The organism is Rhodococcus sp. P4_B6, from assembly GCF_056402215.1.
In genome coordinates, this window is record NZ_JBFUHV010000035.1 from 47,775 (window position 1) to 73,705 (window position 25,931).

Sequence of the window (25,931 nt, forward strand, 5' to 3'; positions counted from 1 at the left end):
CGCCTTCTCCTCGGTGAGGGAGAGACGCCCGCCCGGGCCTGCAGTGGGTGTAAACAACACGGAATTGAGGTACCCGCAGGCAGCGGCCGATCCGAGGGGAGCAACGGTGTTCGAGAGGTTTACCGACCAAGCGCGGCGCACCGTCGTCCTGGCCTCCGACGCGGCCCGGGCCCACCACCAGGACTATCTCGGAACCGAGCACATCCTGCTGGGCCTCATCCGCGAACGTGACGGCGCAGCGGCGCGAGCGCTGGAATCGTTCGGCGTGTCGGCGGCCGTCATCGACGGCCGACTCACCACCGGTCACGGCGAGCAGGCCCGCTCCGGGCACATCCCGTTCACCCGGCACGCCAAACGGATCCTCGAACAGAGCCTGCGTGAAACTTCTCTGCTCGGCCACGACCGTATCGGCACCGAACAGATCCTTCTCGCTCTCATCGACGACCGCGAATCCACCGGCGCACGGTTGCTCGGCGAGGTCCTACCGGTGGACGTCGAGCAACTGCGTCAGCACATCCTCCGGCAAGTCACCGAGCATCGGCTCACCGCCGAGCTGGGGTTGGGGCCGACGCACGTCACCAGCCTCAGGTTGACCGACGCAGAACATGCGTTGTGTGTAGCCGCGGCCGCCGAGGCCGGCCAACCCCTCGACGCCTGGATGCGAGACCGGATCCTCGACGCGGCCCGTGCCGGCGGCGCGGGTACCGAATAGGGCCTGCGCCTCGGGCGAGACCGCGCGCCCGGACGCCGCGGCGGGTCCTCGGCACCAATTTCCACTGCGGTGAGGCCGGCCGGTCGGGATCCGGCCCGGTGACGGCGTCACCGCGGCCCTGGCCGGCGTTACGATCGGAGCATGGGACCGGTCGCCGTGGCGCGAGCGCTGATGCGGGCTACATACCGGCTCGTTCGTTTCCCGTTCCACCTGGTCGACGACGTGGTGCTGCCGGTAGTCTTCGACGAGCAGGCGCCGGTGCGGCGGGCGTACGGGAAGTTCCTCCTCGACTGCGACGCTGCCGCGGTGTACCTGCTCGCCGACGACACGGCGACGGTCCGTGCCGCCTTCCTCCGTCGACGCAGCGCCGCCCTCCAATACGCGATCGCCCGCCACCCAAGCAGCATCCACGCCGAATCCGAAGTCGTGATGGAACACCACCGGGCGCGCTTCCGCGAACGCCGCCGCGCTACCCACCCACCCGGCAACTCGACGACCCTCCCACCCCGGTAACAGCCCCGGGACCAAGCATGTGACGGAAGTCGGATGCGCTGCGCCGGCGTCGCCGCCGCCGCCGAGAACATCCACGTCGACCACGCGGGCGGGGTCAAAGCGTCACGGCCCCAATTCGATCTGGTCCTGCAGCGGCTGCGCGATGACGACGTCCTGGTGAGCATTCGGCTGGACCGGCTCGGACGGTCTTGCTGTCGAGTTCCAGCGCGAGCTGATCTGGCGAACACTCGCGATGGGCTGGCCGCCGCCCGTGCCCGCGGCCGCAAGGGTGGACGGCACTCGAAAACTCAGCCCCGACCAGATCGAACTCGCGCAACGCCTGTACGACGCCGGGAACACACCGTCGCCCAGATCTCCGGCATGCTGAAAGTGCCGCGCACCGAGCACCGGCCCCGCACGCCGCGGCACGCGCGACCGGAGTCCGGCGGAACCGGGGACGCGGCTCCTGGTAACTAGCACTAACGGCCTTCTGGTAACCATTCGGGACGAGCGCGGAAGCCCGGCGACCGGCGGAGTGCACGATGATGATGCGTATGCGGACGAAGTTTCACGACCAGCTCGACGACCTGACCGACCGGTTGGCGTCGATGTGCCACCTGGCCGGGGAGGCCATCGAGACGGCCACCGACGCCCTCGTGCGGGCCGACCTTCCGCAGGCGGAGCGGGTGTTCGACCTCACCGAGCAGATCGAGCAGTTACACGGTCCGTGCGAGGAGCAGGCGCTGGCGCTGCTSGCGTTGCAGGCCCCGGTGGCCCGGGACCTGCGCCAGGTCGTCACCGGGGTGCATCTGGTGTCGGATCTGAGCCGRATGGGCGGGCTGGCGCAACACGTCGCCGAGAGCGTGCGCCGCCGGCACCCCGACCACGTCGCCTCCGGGGAGGCGGAGGAATTGCTYGCCCGGATGGGGCGGGTGGCGGGCGAGYTGGCCCGAGGCGCCGAACAGGTCCTCCGCAAGCATGATCCCGAGCTGGCCGTCGAGCTCGGCAGGCGAGACGACGAGCTCGACGACCTGCACCGGCGACTGCTCACCCTGATCCAGGACCCGTCTTGGACCGGCAGCATCACCGCCGCGGTCGATGTCACCCTGCTCGGCCGCTTCTACGAACGCTTTGGCGACCACACCGTCGTGGTCGGGCGCCGGGTGATCTTCCTCGTCACCGGCGAACAGCTGAGCCCGTAGACGGACACACACTCGGGAGGCGCGGTGGTGCAGTCCGCCGGCGGATACCCGAGATGTCCGACCCGCCCGCCCGCCGCACCCTCGTCGGCAGCACCGGTGACGAGTCGATCCGCGGCATTGCGGTGGGCCGCGGGGCGCGCGTAGATTGAGATTCGCGGATCGAGAGAGTCATCGGTAACGGTGAAAAACTCGAGAAGCAGAGATCCGGCCGAGAATGTGAAAGCATTCCCGGCCGAACCCCTGTCCGGGGCATGTCCCGTGACTTCCCGGTGTTCAGTGCTCGGGGACGTTCGCCACCCTTCCGCCTCGGCACGCGGCACAACGTCGGACAAAGATGACGGCGATGTCGCTCGTGGATCACGCACAGCACGGTGGAGGATCCCGCCCTAGCTCCTAGCCGGTCGTGTCCGGGAACGCCGGCGGCGGCGGCCCCCTTCCCGCGTGAACCGAAGCTCCGCGGCAGGTGATCCCGGCGACGGCGGAGATCACTGGTCTGCCGGCCGTGCGCCGTCGGGTCGTTCCGTCCGGCCGTCGGTCGGTCGGTCGGTCGGTCGGTCGAGCCTCGGCCGTCGGTGCGACGCCTGCGGGCTCGTGCCGGGAGGGGGTGGGAGGGTTCATCGCATCGGGATCGGGTACGCCCGCTCCATGGTCACCGAACAGCAACCCCACCGGCATCCACCGCGGTCGAGCGAGTTCCCCGACCCCCGGGCGACGGATGCCCGGGAGGAGGAGCTACAGCAAACCCTGGTGCGGGTGGTGAAGCTCCTCTCGGCCAAGGGGATCCGGTTCGCCGTGGCCGGCGACTGCGCCGCCCACCTGCTCGGCGGGCCACCCGCCGAGCAGGACGTGACCATCGTCCTCACACCAGACGATGCGCGGCGCGCAGCCCAGACCTTGGCCACCGCCGGAATGCGGGCCGCCGGGCGACGCGAGGACCGGCTGAACACGGTCTATGACGGCGACACCCCGGTCGACCTGGTGTTCGGTCGTCCGAACTCCGTCGCGGTCACCGGGCGTCTGCTGGACCGGGCCTCACCGATGCAGATCGGGAGCGCCGCGGCCCCGGTGATCGCTGCCACCGATCTGATGATCGACAAACTTCACGAACTCGGCACGCATCGGTGCGACTTCGTGCCGATGGTGCAGCTCGCCCGGGCCCTGGGCGAACGGGTCGACTGGCCGGCCGTCGCCGCAACCACCGCCGACTCCCCCTATGCACGCGCCTTCCTCGGGCTCCTCGCGGATCTGTCGATCGCGGCGGCGACACCCCCCGCCGCGGGTGGAGGCGCGCGGTCGTATCCGACGACCCGAGCATCGGGCCCCGGGCCGGAGCCACCGGTCCGATGAGCAGCGCGGGCCACGGGGAGGGGGTGCAATGGTGTTCGAGTCGCAGGGCCCCGACCTGTGGCGGTCGGTGTTCGAGCGGGCCACGGACCTGGTGATGGTGTCGGACTTCGCCTCCGGCCGCATCCTGTCTCTCAACCCGGCGGGAATCCGGTTGGTGGGCCTGCGCGACGATTCGGACGCCCGCGCCCGGACCACCGCCGAGTTCCTCACCGACGCCGGGCTGGCCCAGACCCCTGCGGTGGAGGCGGCCCTGACCTGCGACGGGCACTGGGAGGGGATCAGCGAGCTGCGGCACTTCGGCACCGGGGCGCCGATCCCGGTGTCCGTCGCCACCCTTAGCGACAAGCACGGTGACCTGCACGAGTCGGCCGCCACCGTCTGCAGGAGCCGGTAGCAGTCCAGCAATGCGGTGGCCGGGCTTTGACGGACGGGGTCACGCGGGAGGTCGGTGCGCCGGTGTCGGTGCCCTGGTGTGCAGTAGTCATGTCGATCCCTCATTCCCCGTTCGCGCACTGATTCATGTCGCACGAGAAGTCGCCGCATCCGCAGAACGTGCCTGCACAGCGATTGGTCGCGGCGCCCTGGTCGCCTTCCCGGTAGTCGTCCTCGTTCGTCGCCACCGGTAACCTTTCGCTCGAGCCGGGACGTAACTCGTGCCCCGCCAATTCTTTTCGTCTTCGGGCAAGGGGGAGGTCCGCCGGGATCAGGGACGCAGTGCCACCGTCGGGCCGGAGAGTTTTCGGGGGGAGCCAAGCGGAGGGAGAAAAGCCTTCGGAGCCCTTGGGCCCGCCGCATGCGCCGGCGGTTGCGCGCAGGACCGGCCCGGCGAGACTCGGAAGCCGGAAGGAGAAACAAATGGCGCTTTTGCAGGGCGCAGCACAGCGGAGCTCGATCCGGGGGACACCGGAGGCGGCCTCGCTCGGGCCGAAGGACCGCGGCCGTCGAAGGTGGGCGTACAGACGAAAGTCCGGGCATTAATGTGCCCCGACGTCGGGGGGTGACGCCGGGGCGGGGGGTTCCGAGAATCGAATGGGGGGAGGAGTCCCGGAACTGCGCACAGAGTACACGGCGCGACCGACATGAGACCGTGCGGCCACGGTCCCGCGGTCGGTGTCTCGGAAACGGTCGATAACTGTAGTCGGCGATACCGCGTCTTTCATGTAGCCCACGTGGTGTTTCGGTGCCGATGGTGCGTTGTGGAGGGGATCTCGCCGTGCGGGTGATGCGGGTCGTTGATTCGGGCGATGTGCGCGGCGTCTTCGTGGCGCTGGTCAGCCGGTGAACCAGCGGTGGCGGCGGGTGGCGGCGAACTCCGCCTTCTCCCGGGCGAGTTCGACCGAGGGCCCGAAGAACGGGGCGACCGGGGTGGGGCCGGAGAGGAAGTCCGCATCCACCTTGCCGACCAGCCCGTCCCCGAACTCGATGTAGCAGGTGCCCTGGCCACGGTATTTCTCCGGCGGGGGCGAGCCGTGCAACCCGGCGGCGATGCCGGCGGCGACGGTGCGGGCGGCGTTCTCGGCGAAGGCGCCTGCCCGGGGAACGGGCGCGTCGGCGCAATCCCCGATGGCGTAGACCCCCGGGTACCGGGTGGCGAGGGTGCGCGGGTCGACGGCGACCCAGCCGTCGGTGCCGCCCTCGGTGAGGCCTGATGCCTCGATGACCGCCGGGACACGATGCGTCGGGATCCCGATGAACAGGTCGTAGGCGAGGTCACCGGTGCGGGTGGCCGCCACATGCCCGGCCGGGTCCAGCGCTTGCACCCGCAGGCCCGGGGAGTACGCGATGTCGCGGTCGGCCAGCGCGTCGACGAGCGCGGACGAGGTGTCCGCGGACACCGGGATCGGCGAGTCCATCGGGCTGAGCACATGGATACGGGTGCTCTCCCGGACTCCGCGCCGGGTCAGCTTCTCGTGCAGGAGCATCGCGCCCTCATAGGGTGCCGGTGGGCACTTGAACGGGACACTGAGGATCGCGAGCAGCACGGTCCCGCCGGTAAAGCTCTCGAGCCGCTCCCGCAACCGGCAGGCCCCGTCGATGGAGTAGTACTCGTGCCCGTCCTCGACGAAACCCGGGGTGGCGGCCGGGTCGTAGTCGGCGCCGAGCGCGACGACGAGGATGTCCGGCTGGTACTCGGACCGGTCGGTGGTCACGCGCCGGGTGTGTGGGTCGATCGAGGTCACCGCCTCCCGGCGGAACTCGACATCCGGCCGGGTGAGGTCGGCGTACGGAATCCGGACCGCCTCGGGCGGCTGGTCGTGGAAGAGGATGTCCATCTTGGAGAAGCCGAACATGAACGCGTCGTTCTGGTCGATCAGCACGACCTGGACCTCGCCGGCCAGCGACTCCGACAGGCAGGCGGCCAACTCCAGGCCGCCGAACCCGGCGCCGAGGATCAACACGGTCCGCATGTCACCAGTATTCCCCGGTCGGGGCGGTCGCGGCGGTCGCGGGCGAATCGCGATCCCGCCCGGCGGCGGTGCCGACGCGCGGACGCCCGGAACGGTGCCCCGCGTAGTCCGTCGACGCACTGACTGCACACCACCGAACGCCGATCGGTCATCGGTTGCACCACCGAACTAGCGGCCACCCGATTCCGCACCGAGCAGCGGTCCGTCGAACACATTGTCCGCAACGCAGATCTGCAGGCCACCGACGGACTCGAGTGGACGACTAAAGATATCGGTCGTTTCTGACGCACTGATCCGTGACCCACATCAATTCGAATGCAAACAATGCTCGGCATGGCAGGGTCAGATGTCTCGAGCAAGTTGTCGTCGATGGCCGGTGCCTATCTCCCTGATGCAGCGCCTCAGCACTGGTGCGGTGCCTCAACACTGCTCGAATGAGAGGCAATCCGAAGCAGTGTATAACTATGCAGAATTCGTGCCGATACGCTCGGACCTACTGTCAAACAGGACCAACCAGTCTTGACCTTTCGCCGATCAGCAGCGGACGATTGAGGTTCCTAGATTTCCACCCATCTACCCGCCGGAATCCGCGGCCGCACCGCACTACGTCGGCAAGACCACGGCTTCACGACGGCCGGCGTGTACGTCGGTTGAAGAGTCGATTCGAAAGGCAACCTCACATGGGCAGCACGGACCTCATCACCTACTTGAACTACATGTCTACCTGGGAGACCGAATCAGAGGAAAACATCGACGGCATTATTTCCGAGCAGGCTCTCTTTGTAAATCTTGGAGAATTCGATTCAGACACGGCGGTCAACGCCGAATTCACGACGCTGTACGACTTGTCGTGCGAGGTGCGTGACCTGACCATTGCGGAGGACGCTACCCAGATTGCCGCCGACGGAGCCGCGGTAGCTGCAATCTGGTCTTTCGGACTTGGGATGGCAGCGTTCGCCGCTCTCGAAGCTGCCGAGATCATTCAGCAAAAAGTTATTTCATCGAAGGCCACCGACCTCAACAATAAGCTGACATCGGCCGACGCTGACATCTCCGCTCAAATCAAAAACTCGCAGGTGAGTGATTACGTCGCTAAATACAAGCAAAACAACAATCTGATTGCGAGCAAGGCTCCGGTGGGCCTCGACACGCGAACATGTCGCGGCCTTCTACTGCAATTCTTAGCGCAGGTGCAGAGAAACACGACGTTGAATGTTGGGACTTTCAAGCAGTACGCCGAGTCCGCGCGGCGTCTATACAACAGCGACGAGATAAACGCGGTCTACGATGCTTTGGATACGCTGAATCTCAGTCAAAAGACCGATGCCGACGTCAAGAAATTCATGGACTTTCTGGCGGGTTGGAATTTCCCCGGTAAGCCCGAGATATCCATGATCCAAAATGCGTGCATCGCGATTATGTTTTATAAATTGAAAATTGCGAACGACACCATTAAGGCACAGGCAGAAGCTGCCGGCCTTCCTGTGGAGGAAGTGGACGCCACTGCTTTTGGCGCCATGGATGCTGTCGGCAAGTTCATTGCAGTTGTCGCAGTCGTCATGTCGGTAGCGGACGTTGTGTTTGAAATCCTGGACATTGAGAATGTAGTCACACAGTGCGACAAGATGTGCGATCAACTGAACGGGCCCATTAAGCAAAGCTACCTCGACTATTTTAACGGAATGAAAACGTCAGCGCGTGCATACAAGGCGGCAATCCAGCCCGACTCTGGCAATAGTGCCGGACGCGACATCCAGCAGATGCAGAGTCAAATACAGCAGTGGGGCTCGATCACCCAATTCGGGATCCAGATCGCAGAGATCACGGGTACGGCAGATAATCCCGATCAGAAAAGCGGAACAGCAACCAAGACGGACCACGGGTTCTCGGGCTACAACGGGAGCTGGGAAATCGGAAACTGGGGAGACACGCTCAGATTCACCAAAGCCCCAGCGCTAGCCGATCGGGCGTCTGGGTCTTAATTCTGCCGATCGAGAATCATTTGAGTCGCCCGGTTCCCTCACCGGCCGCGAGGGTGCCGGGTCCCCACCGCGACGATACTCCCAGACCTTGGCATGGCGTGGTTGTCTCACGGATCCGCGTCTCGGAAATGGCCGAATGAGAGACAACCCAAAACTGCGCATAACTATCCAGAGCAGACCAACCGCTGTCCCGTTCGTCGCCCGTGATTCGGGATTCTTGACCGGCGGGGCTATCGGGACCCGCGCAGCTCAGCTCGTTCCAGCCATGGGCTGGCTTTCGGGACGCCCTGTCGTCGTTCCCCTTACGGACATCGACGGGGCGAGAGAACCGCGCACGCTCCGCGGCATGTTTGTGTGTCTCCGAACCGGGGATGTGTTCGGACCGGAGGCTAACCAGTCCTTCCGCGGGCCGCTCGTTCGACGTTGCGCTTGAGTACGGCCAACATTCGTGCCTGCATGATCCAGACAACCGGGGGGGAAAGCCAGTAGGAGACGAACCGTTCAAGCCATCGAGGGCGGAAGACTTGATAACCGCCGATCACCAGACGTGTGCGCCCGCCAGGTAACTCATTCAACAAGAAGCCCCAGAGTCCTTCCGTGTAGGCCGACGGCCGTGACTGCTGGGGATCAAGACTGCGGCCTCGAAGATCGCTCAACCCATGCAGCCCCAGGAACCGATTCGGTTCAAGCGCTGCAACCTCCCACGCGTCCACAGGGCCGTGGCGGCGTGTCCAGTACTTCACGTAGTCACCGAGGGCGATGTCCTGCCACTCAGGGTGGACGCTGTGAGCACTAGGGCGACCGGCGTTGTCCAGGTGATCCCAGGAGTACCATCCCCCACGATCCCCACCCAGCTGTACGAGCCACGGCCAGACCTGATCTGGCGGCGCGTCGATCGTGACGGCCATCGTCGCGCCCCTCTCACCGTCGGGGACCAGGTCGGCACCGGGATACGGCCCAGCAACTTCCTCATCGGTCGCGCCCCAGCGCATGAGCCGAGGGCACACCAAGGCTCTATATACGACGGCTGCCGTCCCGGCCACACCTGTGATCTTGCGTCCGAATGTCATACGACAAGCATCGGAGGTTCTGCACCGCCTCACAAGGGAGGGAGCTCGTCGAGAATGTGCCCTTGCAGGAATCCGAAGAACAGCCGGTAGGCGCGCAACGCATTCGGTGGGGAGAAGCCGGCCAAGGCCCAGCTGAAGGACGCCGCGAACAAGCAGGACGAGGCAGCGGGCAAACGCGCTCGCGCCGACCGCGTGGAGAAGCTGGCCGAAGCGGAAAAGGCCGAGCGCCGCAACGAGACGGCAGCCAACGGGCAACGCTGACCCGCCGGTGCAGGCAGGCTTGCTTCCGGTCGCGGTTGGGTACCTCGGTACACATGTCGTCACCGCGTCCGGACGCGGTGACGGCCACGCCCGAGCTTGGATTCGAGCAGCGCGTTCAGCGACGTCGTCGCCGGATGGGGCCGAAGGGTCCGTGTCACCGCCCGCGGTGCCCCGGATCGACGGGCGCACCGCGTGAGGAACGCACGGATCGGGTAACCGCTCCCTGTGAAAATTATCGGAATCGTCATTCTGGTCGGCGTGATCGCCTATGTCCTGTACAGGAAACGAGCCTCAGCGCACGGTTGACTGCCCCGGGCCACCACGGATGGGCGCCGCGCCGGGAGCAGCCGATCACACCGCCCCTGCCGATAGACCTGTCGCCCGAACCTGGAGCCTTCATGAACATCCTCACCGCACTACCCGTGGCCATACTGCGTGCGCAGTACACGATCGTGCGCTACCCCCTTCACCTGATCGACGACCAGGTCATCGCACACCTGGCACCCGCCGCACCGGCCCGACGGCTGTATCGGGGCAGCCTCAGCCTTCTCGATTGTGCCGTCGGCACCGTTCTGGGCAACCAGGACCGTGCCCATCGTGCCGCTGACACCGCACCCAGCAGCACCCTGACCTCCGGCAGTGCATCAGACACCGATGACGATGCCGGCGCATCGGATATCGCTAGCGCTGAGGGCGAGACCGTCCCTCGGTCCGCGACCGCCCCGAACGCCGAGCTGAACGAGAAGGCGGCACACCAACTCGACACCGACATGCTCGCCGAGCACCTCGAAGACATCGAGGCGCCACGCCAGCGCGAGCACTCCGCGACCACCGACACTGCCGACCCTGCGACCGCCAACGTCATAACCCAGCTCGCGGACGCTACGAGCACCGAACCCGACACGACACTGACCGGAGAGCTGGCCGACCGCGTAGCCGAACTCGCCCGCGCAGAGACGCCGCCACCGGGCACCGGAACAGCGCCGACCGGCGAGCGTCACTGACCACCAGTTGCGCCGCCGCGGCGACCGCGACGATCACCGCACCGAGCGTCCCGACGCCCCACCGCCCGCAGTCACGGCGCCATCGCACATCCGCGCGTCAGCTCGTCGACGACGGTATCGCGGCCGAGTCCACGCCAGTGGTTCGTGGCTGCCAACGATCGAGCACAGCGGTGCCGCAACCGCGGACCCTCTCGGCCGCGAAATAGCGGTGCGCGGGTGGAAAGTGCGCAGCGAGAACTCGACATTGCGGAACACCGTGCGGCGTGCCAGCCCCATCAGTACCGCCATGCCGGTCACGGCCATCCACATCGGTAACGGGTAGAGAGCGAGACGCTCCCCCAGGCCGAAATGCAGCGCCTGTCCCAGCATGAGGCCGGCGCCGACCAGGCCCACGAGTGCGCACAGTGCGGACCACAGGGCGACCAGCCGCTTCTCGTGCCACAKATGCCAGGCGATGAGCACGAGCACCACGTGGCGCGCCACGAAGCCCGGCAACACGGCCGACCAGTGGATGATCGTTCCATCGTTCGCCGGAAACAGTCCGGTGGCAGCGGTGCTGACCGCGATGATCACGGCAAGGGAGAGTATCCATTTCTTCTCCCGGCCACTTCGTATGTGCCGATGAAGAAACAGTGCACCGAGGAGGGTGAGCACCCCGAGCGCGACGAACGTCGAATTCATGACGTCGTGCATCGGTGAGCAGGATCCGACTTCGCAGGTCGTCACGCCCAGGGAGCTGATGGAGTCCTGCGCGAAGCTGTAAGGCGTGCTCCACGCCGCCGCGGTGAACACCTCCGCCAACAAGTAGGCGAACGAAAGTACCCAGGCCGTGCCAGCAGCTGCGTGGCGAAGATTGTGGGTTCTCGGTGATGTTCCAGCGCTGTGCGGATTGCTGATAGTGAATTCTCTCTGTCGAACCAGATGTGTCGAGTGAGGCCGGAAAGAGCCGGCCCGGATGATCTGCGTGACTCTACGGCCCGAACCTGAGAATGCTGTCCGAAATGTCTGCCTGTGGTCTCAGGATGGCCTTGAATTCCAGTTCTAGTCAGCCTCCGCTCTGCATCTTCCGCTCCACTATTGCCGAGAGAAACCGTGCTGAATTGCAATTCAAGTGCGATGGTCGTCGAGCTGCGGGAGGAACGAATTTCTGCCGGGTGACGGTCTCGGCAACGAGGGCGGCAGCGACGTCGCGGAGTTTGCAGTTGGCTCGCTGGGAGAAGTTGACGAGTAAGGCGAATGCTTCGTCGGGGCCGCAGTGGCGTTGGCCCATGAGGATGCGGCGCGTTCGGGTAGATGCCACATGTACAACGGAGGCGATCGGTGCGCATTCTCGCGGGTGCCGCGGCGGTGATCCGCCGTTTGCAGCAGTGTGGACTAATCGTGCGCACTCCGATGTGAGTGCTCGGCATACTGTGGCAGTGACATCCGAGACGAGGCGGGTGAGCCGCGAGGGCGGCGGGTGCCGCTGTGGACAGTGATGAGCTCCTCGGCTCGAATGCACCCCCACAGGGCGGAAGTTTCCGGTTCTACCTCGACGGCCAGCGCTGGGAATGGTCCGACCCCGTCGCCCGGATGCACGGCTACCACCCGGGCGAGGTAACCCCCACCACCGAACTGCTGCTCTCCCACAAGCATCCTGACGACCAACCTCAGGTCGCGGCCCTCTTCGACAAGATGATCCACGCCGGCGAGCCGTTCAGCAGCAAACACCGCATCATCGACACCGACCGCCGCATCCACCATGTCATCGTGGTCGGCGATCGAATGCTCGACGACAACGACCAGGTCATCGGCACATCCGGGTACTACATCGACGTCACCGAAACGTTGGAAACCGACCTCCGCGAATTCAACGAGGCGCTCACCGAGGCCGCCGTCGCCGAATTCGAACAATCGCGGGCGGTGATCGAGCAGGCCAAGGGCGCACTCATGCTCGTCTACGGCATCTCCTCCGAACGCGCCTTCGGCATCCTCACCTGGCGCTCCCAGGAGACCAACACCAAACTTCACACCCTCGCCGAGCGTTTCGTCGACGCCCTCACCGCCGAGGCGACCCTCCCCACGTCGTTCCGCGCCTGGTTCGACCACGTCCTCCTGACCGCACACGAGCACCCCGACGCCCAGCCGGGGGCACAGGACTGACCGGTGAGGTGTGCTGGCCGTGGACGGTGGCCGTCTCAGGTGAACCCGTGCCGTCGTTTGACGAACCCGACCACGACCTCGTGCTCGCCCTCAGACTCCCCCAGAAGGTCGGTGGTCAGCACGCGATCGGTCAACGCCTCGAGCACCCTCCACCTCGAACCGGGGTGCCGCGGAAGACATCGGCGTGAGGTGACCGTACTCGTCATGAGAAAGTCAGAGCCCGAGACGACGAACGAACAGCGCAGTGGGGACCCGATCGACGCCGCATCGATTAACATCGCGCCCACCTCGTCGATCGCGTGGGTGACCTCCGCTATCTCTTTGAGCGCGAATCCGCGCCGGCGGGTTAACGTCCGCGCCGCCGCCTGAACTATCGGCAACTGATCCAGGGCTGCGTTGACCCGCAGCTCGGTGGTCCATGGTCCGATTTTCACAACGTCCACCGCAGGTTCCCGCGATTCGTTCCACCTATCTGACAAGCCGGCGCCGCATCGATCAGCTCACCCCCGCTTCCGGCAATGGAGATATCTCGAATGCTACTGCGGGGCAGTCGCATTACACGCGACTCGTCAGGGGTCGGTTCGCGCGACATCCCCGCCAACGGGCGGTCTCGCTCCCCGGTGCTCGACGAACTCCTCGAACTTCGTCCTATCGTTCTTGCCCCGGTGATCGAGAACGCCAACACCGCGGCAGGATGCGGTGGTCCCGGGGTAACTCCGCAGCTCGTTGTCCTGGCTCTTTTGCTCCTCAGAGCGCGAGCAGCCGCTGGAAAAACTCGCGGTAGCGCTTGAGCGCGAGACGAAGATCCTCCGTCGAGCCCTCTTCGCCCCGAGCCCACTGCTCCTCGAGCCGCGAACGCGCCTCCGAGAACCCGGTCGTGAGCCGGTCGACGACATCGGACACGAGGCCGTCGGCCTTCTGAACGCACTCTCTGGGATCATCGACGAAGCCCGCCTGAACCTCGTCCCAGCGCAAGCGGAGGACCGACAGCTCGTCCTCAGCGAAAAGTGATTGCCGGGAAGATGATTCGGTTGTCTCGGTCGATGATGGGCGTTCCTCAGCCGAAGGGGCAGTCCTCGCAGTCGAAGATCCGGTTGTCCCGCTCGAGGGCTCGGTCCTGATCGAGCCGGTGGTCTCGGTCGACGCTTCAACCCCCCTGGTCGGGCCGGTGCTCTCGGGTTGCTGATCTGGGTTGGTCATGCGCGCGTCTCCTTCGGCTTGTCTGTGTTCTCATCCGTCTCGAGCAACTTTTCGAAGAGCGCGCGGTAATGCACAAATGCCTCGCGCTGGTCCTCGGTACCGACGTCGCCCTGTTCCTGCGCTAGATAGATGCCGTGCGCCGTTCGGTAGTTTTCGACGACCTTCGGATGGTCGACCGAAATGTCGGCCGCCCGCTGATTGAAGTCGTCGATCGGGTAGCCGCGCTCGCGCATGACCTGGATCACGAGCCGGTCTGCAGCACCGACCGCACTGGACGGATTGTCGACGAACTCGATCTGCACTGTCCGCCACGAGTCGGCGTACTTCGCTTGCGCCTCGGGCGGCAACGGGACGATATCGAGCTTCGCCCGCTCTCGTTCGCGCGCGGTGAGCTCGTCCTCCGCGGCGTCGAGGTTGCCGACCTCTCCCACGGTCCGCTCGTACTCGGGACCAAACCGTCCCCTCAGCCGTTCCGTCCGCTGACGACTACTGACCGAGCGCGCAACGATGACCGCCACCACGGCGATCACGACGATAGCCGCGATCAAGATCCATCCCCAAACAGGCATTTCCTCAGACCTCCTCGTCCTTCGACGGGTACCCGAGCGGCTTATTCGGAAACGGCAATTGCGTGGTGGTCGAACAGCGACGGTGCGGCCGCGTCGGTGCAGTGTTCCGGTGCTGAATCCGGTTTCCGCGGATCGACCCGGGGGTACTTGCGGTGCATGGGTGCACGAGCGAGAACGGGCGGCCGGACACCGGTCGCATCGCGCCGTGGCGGCGCGGCCGGCCACGGCAAGACCGGCGGTGACAACCTCACGGCGACCGCCACCACCAAGCCGAAAGCCCGGACATCCACGACGGCGAAACGGTCCACGGCGCCCCTCACAACCGAGAAGGGGCGGCTGCCGCGCCGGCGGCCGGCGGCCGCGACATCGACCAGGGCCACCTCCCGGCGCAGCCCACGGCGAGCGGAACCGATACCGCGCCCGAGGCGAACGGACGCCACCGCCGAATCGGCCTCGGGCACACCCCGTCGGCGGCGCACCGACAGCGAGGCGCCCTCCGGGCGTGCGCCGGCGCGGGCCACCACCGCGAAGCCGGCGGCCCGCACACATCCCCGAGGTGAGGGATCCCGCACGTCCGCGCACCCGTGGTCCACCGCACCGAATCGCACACACCGACCGGACTCGTCAGCGAACGGCACCGAACGCGGCGAGCCCGCCGACACCACCCGGAGCCGGGTGTCGCGGTCGGTCGAGGCCGCCATCGAATGGCTCAAAACCCACCTTCACCGACTCCTCGAGACGGCGCGAGACCGCGGCGCCATGCTGACGGAAAAAATCCGACAAAAAATCCAGGAGTCGATCAAAACTCTCGTCGACGAGGTCGCGCACGGCGGGGTAGGCATGCAAGCCGGACTCGAGGGCGTTCAGGCCGCCCTGAAGGGTAAGAATCCGGTGTGGGCCGCGATCAAAGGGCTGGCATCCGGATTGAGCACCAAAGCCAAGATCGCCCTGCTTCTCCTCCTGGCCCTCGGACTCCTCCTCGGGCCGGTACTGCTCGTAGTCCTGCTGCTGGCCCTGCTTGTCATGGCGATCGTCGCGGCGGTGCGGGCCGCCGCAGGCTGACCTGATCGAACGGGCCGGCAGACCCGATTCGAAGAACAAGACTGCACGAGGCTCAGCAAGAAAAGAATTCATCGCGACATTCCGCAATTGATTTCCCGCGATTTTCCGTTGCACGACGAGCCCTCACGGAACCACCGAAAAGTGCGTAATTCCGCTGCGCAGCAACATCTCCGAGAGGTAATGCCGCAGCCGCTTCGGTTCGACACGGTCGCTGCGGGAGGCTCCGGGATTATCGGCGGCCGGACTTTCTGCACGTGTGGATGCAGGAACGGGGCATCCGTGGAGTCGGCCGGGGTAGTGGTTGTGCTGGTGATTGGGCGTTGTCGGGTTGGGGTAGTCAAAAAATGCGCACCCCTTCCGCGCACGGTCTTGCGGCACATCTCCGAAACGGTCCTGCGGCACATCTCCGAGGTCGGCGAGAGGTGCTAGGTGACTACTCGGCAAAAAGGGGTTCAATGATGAACAACAAGACTCAGATGGCGGCCGCGATCGGTGCGGGCTATCTACTAGGCCGCACCCACCGGATGAAGCTGGCACTGATGCTCGCCGGGGCCGGGACGGCCGGGCGCTTCCCCGGCGGGCCGCGGGAGTTGCTCACACTCGGCACAAAGATGCTCTCGAATTCCCCGGAAGTCGCCAAACTCGGCGACACGGTTCGGAGAGAATTGGTCAGCGCGGCGAAGGCTGCAGCGGTCACCGCTGCCAGCCAGCGCATCGACTCGCTGAGTAACCGGCTCCAATCGGGCGGCAAGGAGATCACGGGCACCGTCAGTGATGCCACGGACACCGTCAGTGATGTCACCAAGGTGAGCAGATTTGGCCGCAGGAAGCGCACTGGTTCGCGGGACGACGACGAGCAGCCCAGTACCGACGACCAGCCGGAGGACGACTACGCCGGCGAGGAAGACGAGGCCGACGACTACGAGGAGCCCGGCGAAGACGAGGCAACGGCCGAAGAGCCGGACGAAGACGAGGCCGACGAGGAACCGGCCCCACGTAAGCGGCCCACGCCGCGCCGCCGGGTCTCGGGCACCGGCAGCACCCGGCCCGCGAGCAGGTCGCGGACCAACAAGTCAGACGACGAAGACGACGACGAAGAGGCTCCTGCCCGCAAACGCAGGACACGGGCCAAGGCCACGACGGACTCCGCGCCCGTCCGACGGGCACGGAGGTGATGGCGATGACGAGCGCCGCAAAGAAACTGCAAGAGGCCGTGCCGGGTGACGGGCACGGCGCGTCGAGTGTGCTGCAGGACGCGGTCCAGCAGCTGCTCGGCACGGTCGCCGAGAAGGCACTGTCCTCGGTCTCGGACAAGGTGGCGAACACCTCCGGGCGGCTCACCGAGTACGCCGAGAACGGCGGCGAAGGAGGGCTGCTCGCCGCGCTCACCGGTTCCGAGAAATCGGATGACGATGAGTCTGACAAGGATGAGTCGCCGGACAAGTCCGACACCGGTGGCGGCTGGTGGGAGGGCGCCAAGCAGACGGTCAAGGACAAGGCGTCCGCCCTCAAGGATGCGGTCACCGGCGGTGGCGGTGGCGGTAGCGGAAAAGGCAAGAAGCTGAAGTTGACCAACATCGTCGAAACGATCGATGTCGGGGTCTCGGTTCAGCTGGCCTACAACCAATGGACCCAGTTCGCCGACTTTCCGTCGTTCATGAAAAAGGTCGAACGGGTCGAGCAGGAATCGGACGAGAAAGTCGAGTGGAAGGCGCAGATCTTCCTGTCGCACCGAACCTGGGAAGCGTCGATCCTCGAGCAGGTTCCCGACGAGCGGATCGTGTGGCGTTCGAAGGGTGCCAAGGGTTTCATCGACGGTGCGGTGACGTTCCACGAGGTGACCCCGGATCTCACCCGCATCGTTCTGATTCTCGAGTATCACCCGAAGGGGTTGTTCGAGAAGACGGGAAACCTGTGGCGTGCGCAGGGACGGCGAGCACGGCTGGAGTTGAAACACTTTGCACGCCACGTCATGACACAGTCGATTCTCCATCCCGACGATGTGGAGGGCTGGCGCGGAGAAATCCGGGACGGCAAGGTGGTCGAGCCCGAGCAGGACGAAGCGGAACCGGAAGACGAGCAGGACGAAACGCAGCCGGACGAAGGCGAGGAGGACGAGACCGAGGAGCCCGCCGAAACAGACGAGGACGAATACGAGGAGCCCGAGGCAGAGGAAGACGAGGCTGAAGAGGAGCCTGAGGCTGAGGAAGAGTACGAGGAGCCGGAGGAAATAGACGAGGCCGAGGCAGAGGAAGACGAGGCTGAAGAGGACGAGGGCGAGGGCGAGGGTGAGGAAGCGGTCGACGAGGAGGCCGAGGAGGACGAGGCGCCCCCGCCGAAACGCCGCGGCCGCCCGCGCAAGACCGCGGCCGCGAGTGAACCGCCGGCAGCGCCGAAACGCCGTGGCCGCCCACGCAAGACCGCGGCCTCGGGTGAAGACACGGCACCGGCACGCCGTGGCCGCCCGCGCAAGACCGCGGCCACCAAGTCCGCCGCCTCGAAGCGAGGAGCCCGCCGATGACCACCGGCGGGCCCAGCTCGAGCAGCCTCGCCGACGTCATCGACACCATCCTTGACAAGGGCCTGGTCATCGACGCGTACGTGCGGGTCTCGCTGGTCGGGATCGAACTGCTGACGATCGACGCCCGCATCGTCGTGGCCAGTGTCGACACGTATCTGCGTTTCGCGGAGGCGGTGAATCGGCTCGAGATCGGCAGCGAACCCAAGGGCCTGACCGATCTGGTGGGGTCCGTGACCGAGGGTGGTGCCAAGTCGAAGACCAAGGGTGCGCTCGAGGCCGCCGGGGAAAAACTCGGTGATCTCCTCGGCGGCGGAAAAGAGGAGCCCGAGCGCGAGCGGGTGTCGCGTAAATCCAGCAGAGGGGACAGGTGATGTCCACGTCGAAGCAGGCCGACGCGTCGGACCGGGCTGCCGATGCGCCCGAAGAGCCGCGTACCACCGGCGTCTACGTCTACGGCATCGTCCCTGCGGATGTGGAGGCCGAAGACGACGCCGTCGGCGTCGACGACTCCCGGGTGAGCATCGTCAGGCACGGCGACATCGCGGCGCTGGTGAGCGAAATTTCGGTGGACCGGCCGATCGGTAAACCCGCGGACCTTCAGGCCCACGCGCACCTGCTGGACGGTGTTGCGCGGGTGGCGCCGGTACTGCCGCTGCGGTTCGGGGCGGTCCTGACCGACACCGACGCGGTGAAGGACGAATTGCTCACCGCGCACGCCGACGAGTTCGCCGCCGCGATGGAGGAGCTCGAGGGTAAGGCCCAGTATGTGGTGAAGGGCCGCTACGTCGAACACGCCATCCTGTGGGAAGTGATCGGCGAGAACGAGCGGGCCAGCGCACTGCGCGACACAATCCGCGACCAGCCGGAGGCCACCACCCGCGACGCCCGGATGGCACTCGGTGAGATCGTGGCCAACGCCATCGTCGCGAAGCGAGAGGAAGATACGGCCACGGTGGTCGAAGCCCTCGACTCGCTGGCCGACTCGGTCAACGTCCGCGAACCCACCCACGAGGAGGATGCCGCGCAGGTGGCTGTCCTGGTCGAGGTTGCCCGGCAGGACGAGCTCGAGCAGGCGGTGGGAGCGTTGGCGGAGCAGTGGGACGGGCGGGTCGAGATGCGGCTGCTCGGACCGCTCGCCGCCTACGACTTCGTGCTGTCCCCGACGCCGGAGGGCTGAGGCGATGGGACTGCTGTCGTTCATCATCACGCTGCCGCTCGCACCGGTGCGTGGGGTGATCTCGCTGGCCGAGTTGATTCAGCGGCAGGTCGAGGAGGAACTCCACAATCCCGCCAGCGCCCGCCGCGCGCTCGAGGACTTGGAGGAAGCCCGCGAGCGGGGTGAGATCTCCGCCGAGGAGGAAGAGCAGGCGCAGCAGGCCATCCTGGACCGGATGACCGGAACGGCACGGCCCACCACTCCGGGGAAGGAGTGAGCAGGTCATGGCGCAGGATCTGCCACCGCCCCTGCCGGCGCAGGACATTGCCGCGCTCGCGTTGCGGGACATCACGCAGCTGACGGGCAAGAAACCGTTGGGTGCGACGTCGGTGATGCCGACCGACGACGGGTGGACCGTGGAAGTGGAGGTGGTCGAGGATCGGCGCATCCCGTCCTCGACCGACCTGCTCGCCCTGTACGAGTTGGTGTTGGATATGGATGGAGAGTTGTTGTCCTACCGCAGAACCCGCCGATACAGCCGCGGCGCCGGTGACCAGTCATGACCCTGTCCGGCGGCGACTCCGGGCGTCTCCCGCAGAGCCCTGCCGGCGGGATGGGTGGCGGGCACCAGTCGACGAATCTCGGGGAAATCCTCGAGCGGGTACTCGACAAGGGGCTGGTGATCGCCGGGGACATCCAGGTCAATCTCCTCGACATCGAACTGCTGACGATCAAGGTGCGGTTGGTGATCGCCTCGCTGGAGACGGCGAGGGAGGTCGGGATCAACTGGTGGGAGAACGATCCCTGGCTGACCGGCAAGAGCAGCGACCTCGAACTCGAGAATCGAAAGCTCAAGGAGCGCATTGCCGCACTCGAGTCCGACCGGTCGGTGCGTCCCCAGGTGAAGGCGGGTAGGCCGATCGAGGTGGAGGGCAGGCGGCGAGACGAACGATGACCGCGAGTGACGACGGGGTGTGGCTGTACGGCATCGCCTCCGACAGCGTCGACGATGCCCGACTGGCTGACCGGCGTGGCCCGGCGTGGTCGGCGAACCGTGGAATCGGCGGGCCTGGCGGCGGTGGTGGGGACGGTGACCCTGAGCGAGTTCGAGGAAGGGTCGCTGCGGCGCAACCTCGAGGACGTGAACTTGCCGACGAATTCGCCTCGGCCGTCGCGGCACCCGACACCGAACATCAGGGTGTGACACTGGAGATGACCGGACCGTGGCCCCCGCACCCCTTCGCGGGGATCGATCAGGCGAACCCATGAGCGACACGGTCCCCGCGGTCCCCGCGGACGACACTCGCCGCATCGCCCTCGTCGACCTGCTCGACCGGGTGCTCGGCGGCGGCGTCGTCATCACCGGCGAGATCACGCTATCGCTGGCCGACGTGGACATGGTGCGGATCTCGCTGCGCACCCTCATCGCCTCGGTCAGCGCCCTGGAGCCGGCTCCGAAGGGGCCGGATACCACCGATGACTGATCCGGACAGTCGGCGCAAGCGCTGCCGAGCTGGGCGCCTAACCGCAATGCCGCGCAGTTAGGGATTGTCCTGGCAGGTCAAGTGAGGTCGAGGAACTGGGCGTGTCGTGAGATAGGGCAACGGAACTCCTGGTAGGGAAGCTTTGTCCGCCAAAGACAAGCCTCTCCGGGAGTTCCGTTGCCTGTTCAGTCTGTCATCAAACATGAGTCGGTGGTTGCCGCCGGGCGGTTCGCGCCGGGGCATATCGGTGAGTTGACGCGGATCGTGCCGTTCGAGATGGTCGATGCCGCGCTCGAGTCGGCGAGGGCCACGCAGGCTCGACTGCGGGAGTTGCCGTCGCGGGTCGTGGTGTACCTGCTGCTGTCCGCGTGCCTGTTCCCTGATATCGGCTATACCCGGGTGTGGACGAAGCTGACCGCGGGACTCGAAGGAGCGGTGGCCGATCCGGGTTCCTCGGCGTTGTCGCAGGCCCGCCTCCGGGTCGGCGCCGCACCACTGAGGGAATTGTTCAACCTGATCAAAGGCCCGGTCCCCGGTACCGCTCGGTGGCGGGGACTGTTGGTGTGCGCGATCGACGGCACCTCGATGTTCGTGCCCGACAGCGTAGCCAACCTCGGTGCCTACCACCGTCAAACCGGCGGCCCCAACGGCGACTCGGGCTACCCGATGGTGCGCATGCTCGCCGTGGTGGCGTGCGGTACCCGCACCATCGTCGATGCTGTGTTCGGAACCTACAGTGTCTCCGAGATCGCCTATGCGCCCCAGCTGTCGGGGTGCCTGCGCGATGGCATGTTGTTGTTGGCCGACCGCAACTTCGCCGTCGCCTCGTTGATCGAGCAGATCGCGGACACCAAGGCCGACCTGCTCATCCGCTGCAAGAGCAACCGCAAGCTTGCCTCCATCGAACGGCTGCCCGACGGGTCCTGGCTCGCCCCGATCGGCTCGGTGGTCGTCCGGGTCATCGATGCCGAGATCGTTGTCACCCCGAAAGGTGGCACACCCCGCACCGGCCGATACCGGCTGGTCACCACCCTCAACGATCATCGCCGCTACCCGGCATCGGAACTGGTCCGGCTGTATCACCAGCGATGGGAGATCGAGACGACCTATCTCGAGCTGAAGTCGACCATCCTCGGCGATGCGATGCTGCGGGCCCGCACCCCGCCCGGGGTCGCCCAAGAGGTCTACGCGTTGTTGACCACCTACCAAGCGCTGCGTATCGCGATCGCCGACGCAACGACCGGTGCGGATGTCCCACCGCTGCGCGCGAGTTTTACGATCGCCCTCACCACCGCCCGCGACCTGGTGGTACTCGCGTCAGGCGTGATCGCCGGCACAACGATCGATCTGGTCGGCAAGATCGGCCGCGCAGTCCTAGCCGAACTCAATCCCGAACGCCGAGAACGTGATTGCCCCCGCGTGGTCAAACGAGCGATCTCCAAACACCGCGCCAAAGGCGCGGTCGATCGCACCAACTACCCCACGGTCAACATTGCCATCAACGTTCTCGAACCGCCCGATTGGACAGACAGCCCAAACCCTTAACTGCGCGGCATTGCGCCTAACCGGGGAGTGCCACCGTGTACTGCCGCAACGTATCGGGGCGCCGACCCGAATCGGTCGAACGCGGCCCGGTCACCCTGGTCCTCATCCTCGTCGAATTGCTGCGTCAGCTGATGCTCGAGGACCGCATGGCCGAAGGGCGGGATCAGTTCGGGTTGACCCCGAGGACCTCAACATCGACCTCGGACCACTCGGGCCGCTGCTGTCCAACGAATAACCGAGATCACTCAATTTCTGTCCCCACCACGGTGGCAGCTCCCGTCCGGACGCCGACCCGTGACACAGCTACCGTTGAGGGTGTCGCCGCGCCCCAGACCGCGCGGTGGCCCAATACCCCGCCGGATGAACCCCCCGGCGGGGTCACGGAACGGCCGGAGCTGTCGAGGGCGCTGGCGGACTGAGACCGCGCCCGTCGGTGAGAGCACCGCGGACAGACACCTCGAAACCGCGTGAAGTAACCGACCGGGGCGGCCCCTCCGTCTCTCCTCGTTCTCGTTCCAGGCACAACGACGGTGTGGTCAGAGCCGACGGCACGTGGCCGGGTTCTATTCGGGTTTGGGAGTGACGACGAAATCGTAGGGGGCCATTCGCCCACTGCGCGGCAGCACCGCCCGCCCGGCAGGTTGCACTGCGCCGACGGTCCCGGACGGCCCGCACAGCTGCCTCGCCCGCCCAGAGGGTGCACGCGGGGTCGGCTAGCGGACTACCCGAACGGGCAGAGTTCAATCGGTCAAAGACCAAAGAGGACTGCGCAATTCGGTGCCGAGGAACAGTCCATCCGGTCGGATCCTCCGGCGTCGTCCAAGAAAGGTGTACCGAGTTTCCGTGGACCGCGGAGAGGGTACGCCCCTGATATGGCGCGGAAAAGCATAGTCGGCTCGGCCCTCCTGGGACGGACCGGCACAGGGAACCGGGCCGGTGCGGGCATCGGGCGTGGTCTTCGGCAGGCGGCCGGTGCACACCCCAGGAGAGGTACGCCGGACTCGGTGCTGGGGTTTCCGACGCCAGCTGGTCTGATCGCCGGTGACGTCGGCCCCGGCCACGTGTCACGATCGGTCGACGAAGCCGCCCAATGGCTGAAACCCCACCTTCACCACCTCCTCGACCACCCACTCCTCGGCGAAGTCAAGGACCGAGGTGCCGTGCGGAAGAGCCTCGACCACTGGCTGGACACCGTCGCCGAATCCCTCGCCCATGGTGGACCAAGCACCACTGCCGCCCTACGGGCGATCGACTCCACCCTCAATGGCAAGAACCTGGTATGGGCGGCGATCAAGGGCCTGGTGTCCGGGTTGAGCCGCACCGTGCAGGTCGCCCTCGTCCTGCTCATTCTCCTCGGGCTGGTGCTGGGGCCGATTCTGCTGGTGCTCGCGCTGCTGGCCCTGCTCGTGGCCGGACTCGTCGCGGCCGTCCGCGCCGCCACACGGTGACCGCTCCACCTGCGGAGCATCCAGCGTAGCCAGCCCCGATCCGGGTACCCGCACAGTACGTTGTCCCGGGCTCGCACACCTGCCGGGGCAGCCAGCCCCGACTCCGGTCGCCAACCCCTTCGGCCGCGGGGCGCCCAACGTCGTACGCGCCGAGGCCGAGTGTTCGCCCACCCCGCCCCGGCCGCGTGCGGCCCTCCCGTAACCTCACGAACCACTGCCACACACACCTCTCACCCGAGGAACAGACCCGGCCTCATCAGGCCTGATGACCTGCGTACCGTGAATAGATGAAGACGAAATCACCTCCGAACGAGCTCGCCCGCCGGTTGGCCGAGCGGGAAGAAGTGGAAGTCGGCATTACGTGCGCCAGCTCGTCGGCGCGGCGAACATCGAGGGCAGTCCGCTGTTCCACATCCTGCGGCTCGCGTTCCCCGGCGGATCACCACGGGTTGAATGAGCGTCCCGAGGTTTGCGGTATCCGCCCTCCCGCCCTACCCGGACCCTCAGGAGCCGCCCGGTGTTGTCGAGGCGGATCGGCCCCGACTGCGGATGCCGGACCGTGAGCGCGGGTACTGACACCTCGGTGAGTGGTATATTCCGTGTGAAGCCACCCCATCGAGGTGGGCTGGAAGTGAGCCACAGGACAACTCGCCGGACGACGAGGCCTGTGGCTCGCGTCGTTCCGGATCAAATCTGGCGCAGGTCGACCGCACCCGACAGTTTCGCCAGGTAAGTCGGATTCCCGACCCGGGATTGGACCACCGCACCACACACGATGTCCGCGACCCAGAGCGCCGGCTCGACCATCCCGACGGCGTGGTTCACCCGCAGCGATGAGGTGATCACCTTCTGGGCTCGAAATTTCTGCAGGATGTCGACATCGCTCGCGTCGAGTTGGCTGCGGGATTCGAGTGTGATGTGACTGCAGGGCATCTCGGCCAGGTTGGGGAGCAGATACTCCAGGCATTTTCTGCGGTGGCGCCGGTCGGAGACCGCGGCTTCGGTGTGAATGACGACGAGACCTGCCAGCCGGAGGGCTGCGACGGCCTCGATGAGATCGTGCCGGCGGTCGGCGCTGCTGCCGTGCCAATGTACCTTCTTCTCCGTCGTGAGCCGCAACGATTCCATCGTTTTGCGGATCTCCGGAACGTCGTCCTCGTCGCAYAACGCTGCCGCGATCAGGTACGTGTCGGGRTCGCGRYCGGGCTGCGATCCGCTCTCATCGCCCCAGGCAGTCAGCATGGGTGAAAAGTCTAGGGAGTCGTCCCGACACCGGTTACCGGAGTACCGGCTCAGGGCGATCTCTGTGCCATCTGCCCTTGTCTGAGGTTCGGTGTAATGCGTTGACGCCATTTCCGGTTCGTTCCGTTGCCGGTCTGCGCGGCTGGCGTCCTTGAAGCCAGCACCGTCTTGAGCTCGCGCACCCGGAGCCCGGTCAGCTCATTGAACGAGTGYGCCCGCACCCCGCCGGAGCGCAGTGSGTCCACGGYKTCCGGKTCGTCGTCGACGAATGCYGACAACCACKRCCCMACGGCYCGGCAGTGGCCGGCCTTGACCTCGACCGCGGYCGGACRTCATTGMGGGAGCGGCACARCAGCGCCCGRCCGGGTGGAAAWCYGTTMYSCCCGAGCCAYATCCGGGTCTGRYCYGCGYAGGAGACGGGCCGGGTSGTGGAATACACCACCACSAACCCCAGACCGGCCACCGCCTCCACCAGATCTCGGCCCGGTTCGATGRCCGCCGCCTGCCCGACATGGTCGAAGAACCGCTGCCACGCCTGTCGRCGGCTCCCYTCCGRSTSGCCGGTCAGGAGGTGGGTGAATGCCGACAGGTCCGCCAGGCCGCCGTCGATGTCGAACATCACCACCCGCTCGCTGCCGCTCACCTGCCCGACCCTAGCCACATGGCCCGTAGAGATCCCGGCGCCACGCCCACCGCCGCGGATTCTGCCGGCCCCACCCGTGGTCGCTAGAGAGCCTTAGAAAGCGCAACTGAGGTTGCACCCTTGGAGTGGACACCCCTGACAATGGTTCTAGGAGAGCCAGGAGGGATGTCGAAGTGGGACGCCAGTCTCTGTACACGGAGGAATTCCGGAAAGACGCGATCGCGCTGTACCGCGCGGCCGACGGCCAGCGCACATATGCGGCGGTCGCCGCGGACCTGGGCATCAGTGGCGAAACGCTACGGACGTGGGTTCGCAAGGCCACCGCCCGCAATGGACGCCCGGAGGCCCGCAGCACCGCCGGTGGGGAAACCCAAGCGGACGAGCTCGCGCGGCTGCGGGCAGAGAACGCCCGGTTACGCGGTGCCGAGAAGGAATGGCAGC

General features: G+C 66.2%; 31 protein-coding genes and 2 pseudogenes. 23 read left to right on the top strand and 10 right to left on the bottom strand.

Annotated elements, in window-relative coordinates:
• The first annotated feature begins 106 nt into the window (after window positions 1–106).
• The 6 genes and pseudogenes from AC1DWT_RS19035 to AC1DWT_RS19060 all read left to right on the top strand — a co-directional run bounded on the left by AC1DWT_RS19035 (window position 107) and on the right by AC1DWT_RS19060 (window position 4,147).
• Window positions 107–712 (top strand): Clp protease N-terminal domain-containing protein, encoded by a 606-nt coding sequence (locus tag AC1DWT_RS19035; RefSeq protein ID WP_477921766.1) that lies wholly within the window; start codon window positions 107–109, stop codon window positions 710–712.
• A gap of 141 nt (window positions 713–853) precedes the next feature.
• Complete coding sequence (locus tag AC1DWT_RS19040) at window positions 854–1,225, top strand: hypothetical protein (protein ID WP_477921767.1); 372 nt, start codon at window positions 854–856, stop codon at window positions 1,223–1,225.
• A 42-nt stretch (window positions 1,226–1,267) separates the two neighbouring features.
• Window positions 1,268–1,606 (top strand): annotated as a pseudogene (locus tag AC1DWT_RS19045) (recombinase family protein); the annotation flags it as partial.
• A gap of 152 nt (window positions 1,607–1,758) precedes the next feature.
• Window positions 1,759–2,406, top strand: coding sequence for a phosphate signaling complex protein PhoU (gene phoU / locus AC1DWT_RS19050; protein WP_477921769.1), 648 nt, complete (start codon window positions 1,759–1,761; stop codon window positions 2,404–2,406).
• Window positions 2,407–3,051: 645 nt separating this feature from the next.
• A complete protein-coding gene (locus AC1DWT_RS19055; protein WP_477921770.1) occupies window positions 3,052–3,753 on the top strand; it encodes a hypothetical protein in 702 nt (233 codons plus the stop codon).
• Between the two features lie 28 nt (window positions 3,754–3,781).
• On the top strand, window positions 3,782–4,147 hold the full coding sequence (locus AC1DWT_RS19060; RefSeq protein WP_477921771.1) for a PAS domain-containing protein: 366 nt from the start codon (window positions 3,782–3,784) through the stop codon (window positions 4,145–4,147).
• A 100-nt stretch (window positions 4,148–4,247) separates the two neighbouring features.
• Here AC1DWT_RS19060 and AC1DWT_RS19065 read toward each other — a convergent pair whose 3' ends face one another.
• The gene (locus AC1DWT_RS19065; RefSeq protein WP_477921773.1) at window positions 4,248–4,373 is read right to left on the bottom strand and encodes a hypothetical protein; all 126 of its coding nucleotides are present in this window, start codon (window positions 4,371–4,373) and stop codon (window positions 4,248–4,250) included.
• A 651-nt stretch (window positions 4,374–5,024) separates the two neighbouring features.
• The gene (locus AC1DWT_RS19070; protein ID WP_477921775.1) at window positions 5,025–6,161 is read right to left on the bottom strand and encodes an NAD(P)/FAD-dependent oxidoreductase; all 1,137 of its coding nucleotides are present in this window, start codon (window positions 6,159–6,161) and stop codon (window positions 5,025–5,027) included.
• Between the two features lie 680 nt (window positions 6,162–6,841).
• Here AC1DWT_RS19070 and AC1DWT_RS19075 point away from each other — a divergent pair.
• Complete coding sequence (locus AC1DWT_RS19075) at window positions 6,842–8,143, top strand: hypothetical protein (RefSeq protein ID WP_477921777.1); 1,302 nt, start codon at window positions 6,842–6,844, stop codon at window positions 8,141–8,143.
• A gap of 389 nt (window positions 8,144–8,532) precedes the next feature.
• Here the strand turns inward: AC1DWT_RS19075 and AC1DWT_RS19080 are convergent, their stop codons facing one another.
• A complete protein-coding gene (locus AC1DWT_RS19080; protein ID WP_477921779.1) occupies window positions 8,533–9,051 on the bottom strand; it encodes a hypothetical protein in 519 nt (172 codons plus the stop codon).
• A gap of 821 nt (window positions 9,052–9,872) precedes the next feature.
• Between AC1DWT_RS19080 and AC1DWT_RS19085 the strand changes: the two genes are divergently transcribed.
• Window positions 9,873–10,478, top strand: coding sequence for a hypothetical protein (locus AC1DWT_RS19085; protein WP_477921781.1), 606 nt, complete (start codon window positions 9,873–9,875; stop codon window positions 10,476–10,478).
• A 33-nt stretch (window positions 10,479–10,511) separates the two neighbouring features.
• On the opposite strand, the gene AC1DWT_RS19090 is transcribed toward AC1DWT_RS19085, so the two are convergent.
• The gene (locus AC1DWT_RS19090) at window positions 10,512–11,282 is read right to left on the bottom strand and encodes a DUF998 domain-containing protein (protein WP_477921783.1); all 771 of its coding nucleotides are present in this window, start codon (window positions 11,280–11,282) and stop codon (window positions 10,512–10,514) included.
• A 241-nt stretch (window positions 11,283–11,523) separates the two neighbouring features.
• Window positions 11,524–11,748, bottom strand: a complete 225-nt coding sequence (locus tag AC1DWT_RS19095) for an ANTAR domain-containing protein (RefSeq protein WP_477921818.1) — start codon at window positions 11,746–11,748, stop codon at window positions 11,524–11,526.
• Between the two features lie 197 nt (window positions 11,749–11,945).
• Between AC1DWT_RS19095 and AC1DWT_RS19100 the strand changes: the two genes are divergently transcribed.
• Entirely contained in the window at window positions 11,946–12,620 is a 675-nt protein-coding gene (locus AC1DWT_RS19100) for a PAS and ANTAR domain-containing protein (protein ID WP_477921784.1), read from the top strand.
• Between the two features lie 35 nt (window positions 12,621–12,655).
• Here the strand turns inward: AC1DWT_RS19100 and AC1DWT_RS19105 are convergent, their stop codons facing one another.
• The 4 genes from AC1DWT_RS19105 to AC1DWT_RS19120 form a co-directional block, all read right to left on the bottom strand.
• Window positions 12,656–13,054, bottom strand: coding sequence for an anti-sigma factor (locus AC1DWT_RS19105; RefSeq protein WP_477921786.1), 399 nt, complete (start codon window positions 13,052–13,054; stop codon window positions 12,656–12,658).
• Between the two features lie 313 nt (window positions 13,055–13,367).
• Complete coding sequence (locus AC1DWT_RS19110; RefSeq protein ID WP_477921787.1) at window positions 13,368–13,820, bottom strand: hypothetical protein; 453 nt, start codon at window positions 13,818–13,820, stop codon at window positions 13,368–13,370.
• Window positions 13,817–14,389, bottom strand: a complete 573-nt coding sequence (locus tag AC1DWT_RS19115; protein WP_477921789.1) for a hypothetical protein — start codon at window positions 14,387–14,389, stop codon at window positions 13,817–13,819. The genes AC1DWT_RS19110 and AC1DWT_RS19115 overlap by 4 nt, the downstream gene beginning before the upstream one ends.
• A 41-nt stretch (window positions 14,390–14,430) precedes the next feature.
• Window positions 14,431–15,090: a hypothetical protein gene (locus AC1DWT_RS19120; RefSeq protein WP_477921790.1), complete on the bottom strand. Its 660-nt coding sequence runs from the start codon at window positions 15,088–15,090 to the stop codon at window positions 14,431–14,433.
• 58 nt (window positions 15,091–15,148) lie between these two features.
• Here AC1DWT_RS19120 and AC1DWT_RS19125 point away from each other — a divergent pair, with 58 nt between their 5' ends.
• The 13 genes and pseudogenes from AC1DWT_RS19125 (at window position 15,149) to AC1DWT_RS19185 (ending at window position 23,605) form a co-directional block, all read left to right on the top strand.
• On the top strand, window positions 15,149–15,451 hold the full coding sequence (locus tag AC1DWT_RS19125; protein WP_477921792.1) for a hypothetical protein: 303 nt from the start codon (window positions 15,149–15,151) through the stop codon (window positions 15,449–15,451).
• Window positions 15,452–15,909: 458 nt separating this feature from the next.
• Entirely contained in the window at window positions 15,910–16,626 is a 717-nt protein-coding gene (locus AC1DWT_RS19130) for a hypothetical protein (protein ID WP_477921793.1), read from the top strand.
• Between the two features lie 5 nt (window positions 16,627–16,631).
• Entirely contained in the window at window positions 16,632–17,972 is a 1,341-nt protein-coding gene (locus AC1DWT_RS19135) for an SRPBCC family protein (RefSeq protein ID WP_477921794.1), read from the top strand.
• Window positions 17,969–18,343 carry a gas vesicle protein GvpJ gene (gene gvpJ / locus AC1DWT_RS19140; protein WP_477921796.1) on the top strand — a complete coding sequence of 125 codons (375 nt, stop codon included), beginning with the start codon at window positions 17,969–17,971 and terminating at the stop codon, window positions 18,341–18,343. Before AC1DWT_RS19135 ends, gvpJ begins: the two co-directional genes overlap by 4 nt.
• Window positions 18,343–19,149, top strand: a complete 807-nt coding sequence (locus AC1DWT_RS19145) for a GvpL/GvpF family gas vesicle protein (RefSeq protein WP_477921798.1) — start codon at window positions 18,343–18,345, stop codon at window positions 19,147–19,149. Before gvpJ ends, AC1DWT_RS19145 begins: the two co-directional genes overlap by 1 nt.
• Window positions 19,150–19,153: 4 nt before the next feature.
• The gene (locus AC1DWT_RS19150) at window positions 19,154–19,405 is read left to right on the top strand and encodes a gas vesicle protein GvpG (protein WP_477921799.1); all 252 of its coding nucleotides are present in this window, start codon (window positions 19,154–19,156) and stop codon (window positions 19,403–19,405) included.
• Window positions 19,406–19,412: 7 nt separating this feature from the next.
• Entirely contained in the window at window positions 19,413–19,691 is a 279-nt protein-coding gene (gene gvpO, locus AC1DWT_RS19155; RefSeq protein WP_477921800.1) for a gas vesicle protein GvpO, read from the top strand.
• Window positions 19,688–20,083, top strand: coding sequence for a gas vesicle protein (locus tag AC1DWT_RS19160; RefSeq protein ID WP_477921803.1), 396 nt, complete (start codon window positions 19,688–19,690; stop codon window positions 20,081–20,083). The genes gvpO and AC1DWT_RS19160 overlap by 4 nt, the downstream gene beginning before the upstream one ends.
• Window positions 20,080–20,397 carry a GvpL/GvpF family gas vesicle protein gene (locus AC1DWT_RS19165; RefSeq protein WP_477921805.1) on the top strand — a complete coding sequence of 106 codons (318 nt, stop codon included), beginning with the start codon at window positions 20,080–20,082 and terminating at the stop codon, window positions 20,395–20,397. Before AC1DWT_RS19160 ends, AC1DWT_RS19165 begins: the two co-directional genes overlap by 4 nt.
• Window positions 20,394–20,612, top strand: coding sequence for a gas vesicle protein (locus AC1DWT_RS19170; RefSeq protein ID WP_477921808.1), 219 nt, complete (start codon window positions 20,394–20,396; stop codon window positions 20,610–20,612). The genes AC1DWT_RS19165 and AC1DWT_RS19170 overlap by 4 nt, the downstream gene beginning before the upstream one ends.
• A 177-nt stretch (window positions 20,613–20,789) precedes the next feature.
• On the top strand, window positions 20,790–22,157 hold the full coding sequence (locus AC1DWT_RS19175; RefSeq protein ID WP_477921809.1) for an IS4 family transposase: 1,368 nt from the start codon (window positions 20,790–20,792) through the stop codon (window positions 22,155–22,157).
• Between the two features lie 10 nt (window positions 22,158–22,167).
• A pseudogene (gene gvpK / locus AC1DWT_RS19180) lies at window positions 22,168–22,392 on the top strand (gas vesicle protein GvpK).
• Window positions 22,393–23,161: 769 nt separating this feature from the next.
• Entirely contained in the window at window positions 23,162–23,605 is a 444-nt protein-coding gene (locus tag AC1DWT_RS19185) for a hypothetical protein (RefSeq protein WP_477921810.1), read from the top strand.
• 687 nt (window positions 23,606–24,292) lie between these two features.
• Here the strand turns inward: AC1DWT_RS19185 and AC1DWT_RS19190 are convergent.
• On the bottom strand, window positions 24,293–24,847 hold the full coding sequence (locus tag AC1DWT_RS19190) for a hypothetical protein (protein WP_477921811.1): 555 nt from the start codon (window positions 24,845–24,847) through the stop codon (window positions 24,293–24,295).
• Between the two features lie 816 nt (window positions 24,848–25,663).
• On the opposite strand from AC1DWT_RS19190, the gene AC1DWT_RS19195 reads away from it, so the two are divergent.
• Window positions 25,664–25,931: transposase (locus tag AC1DWT_RS19195; RefSeq protein ID WP_477921812.1), on the top strand; the 268-nt coding region annotated here is incomplete at its 3' end.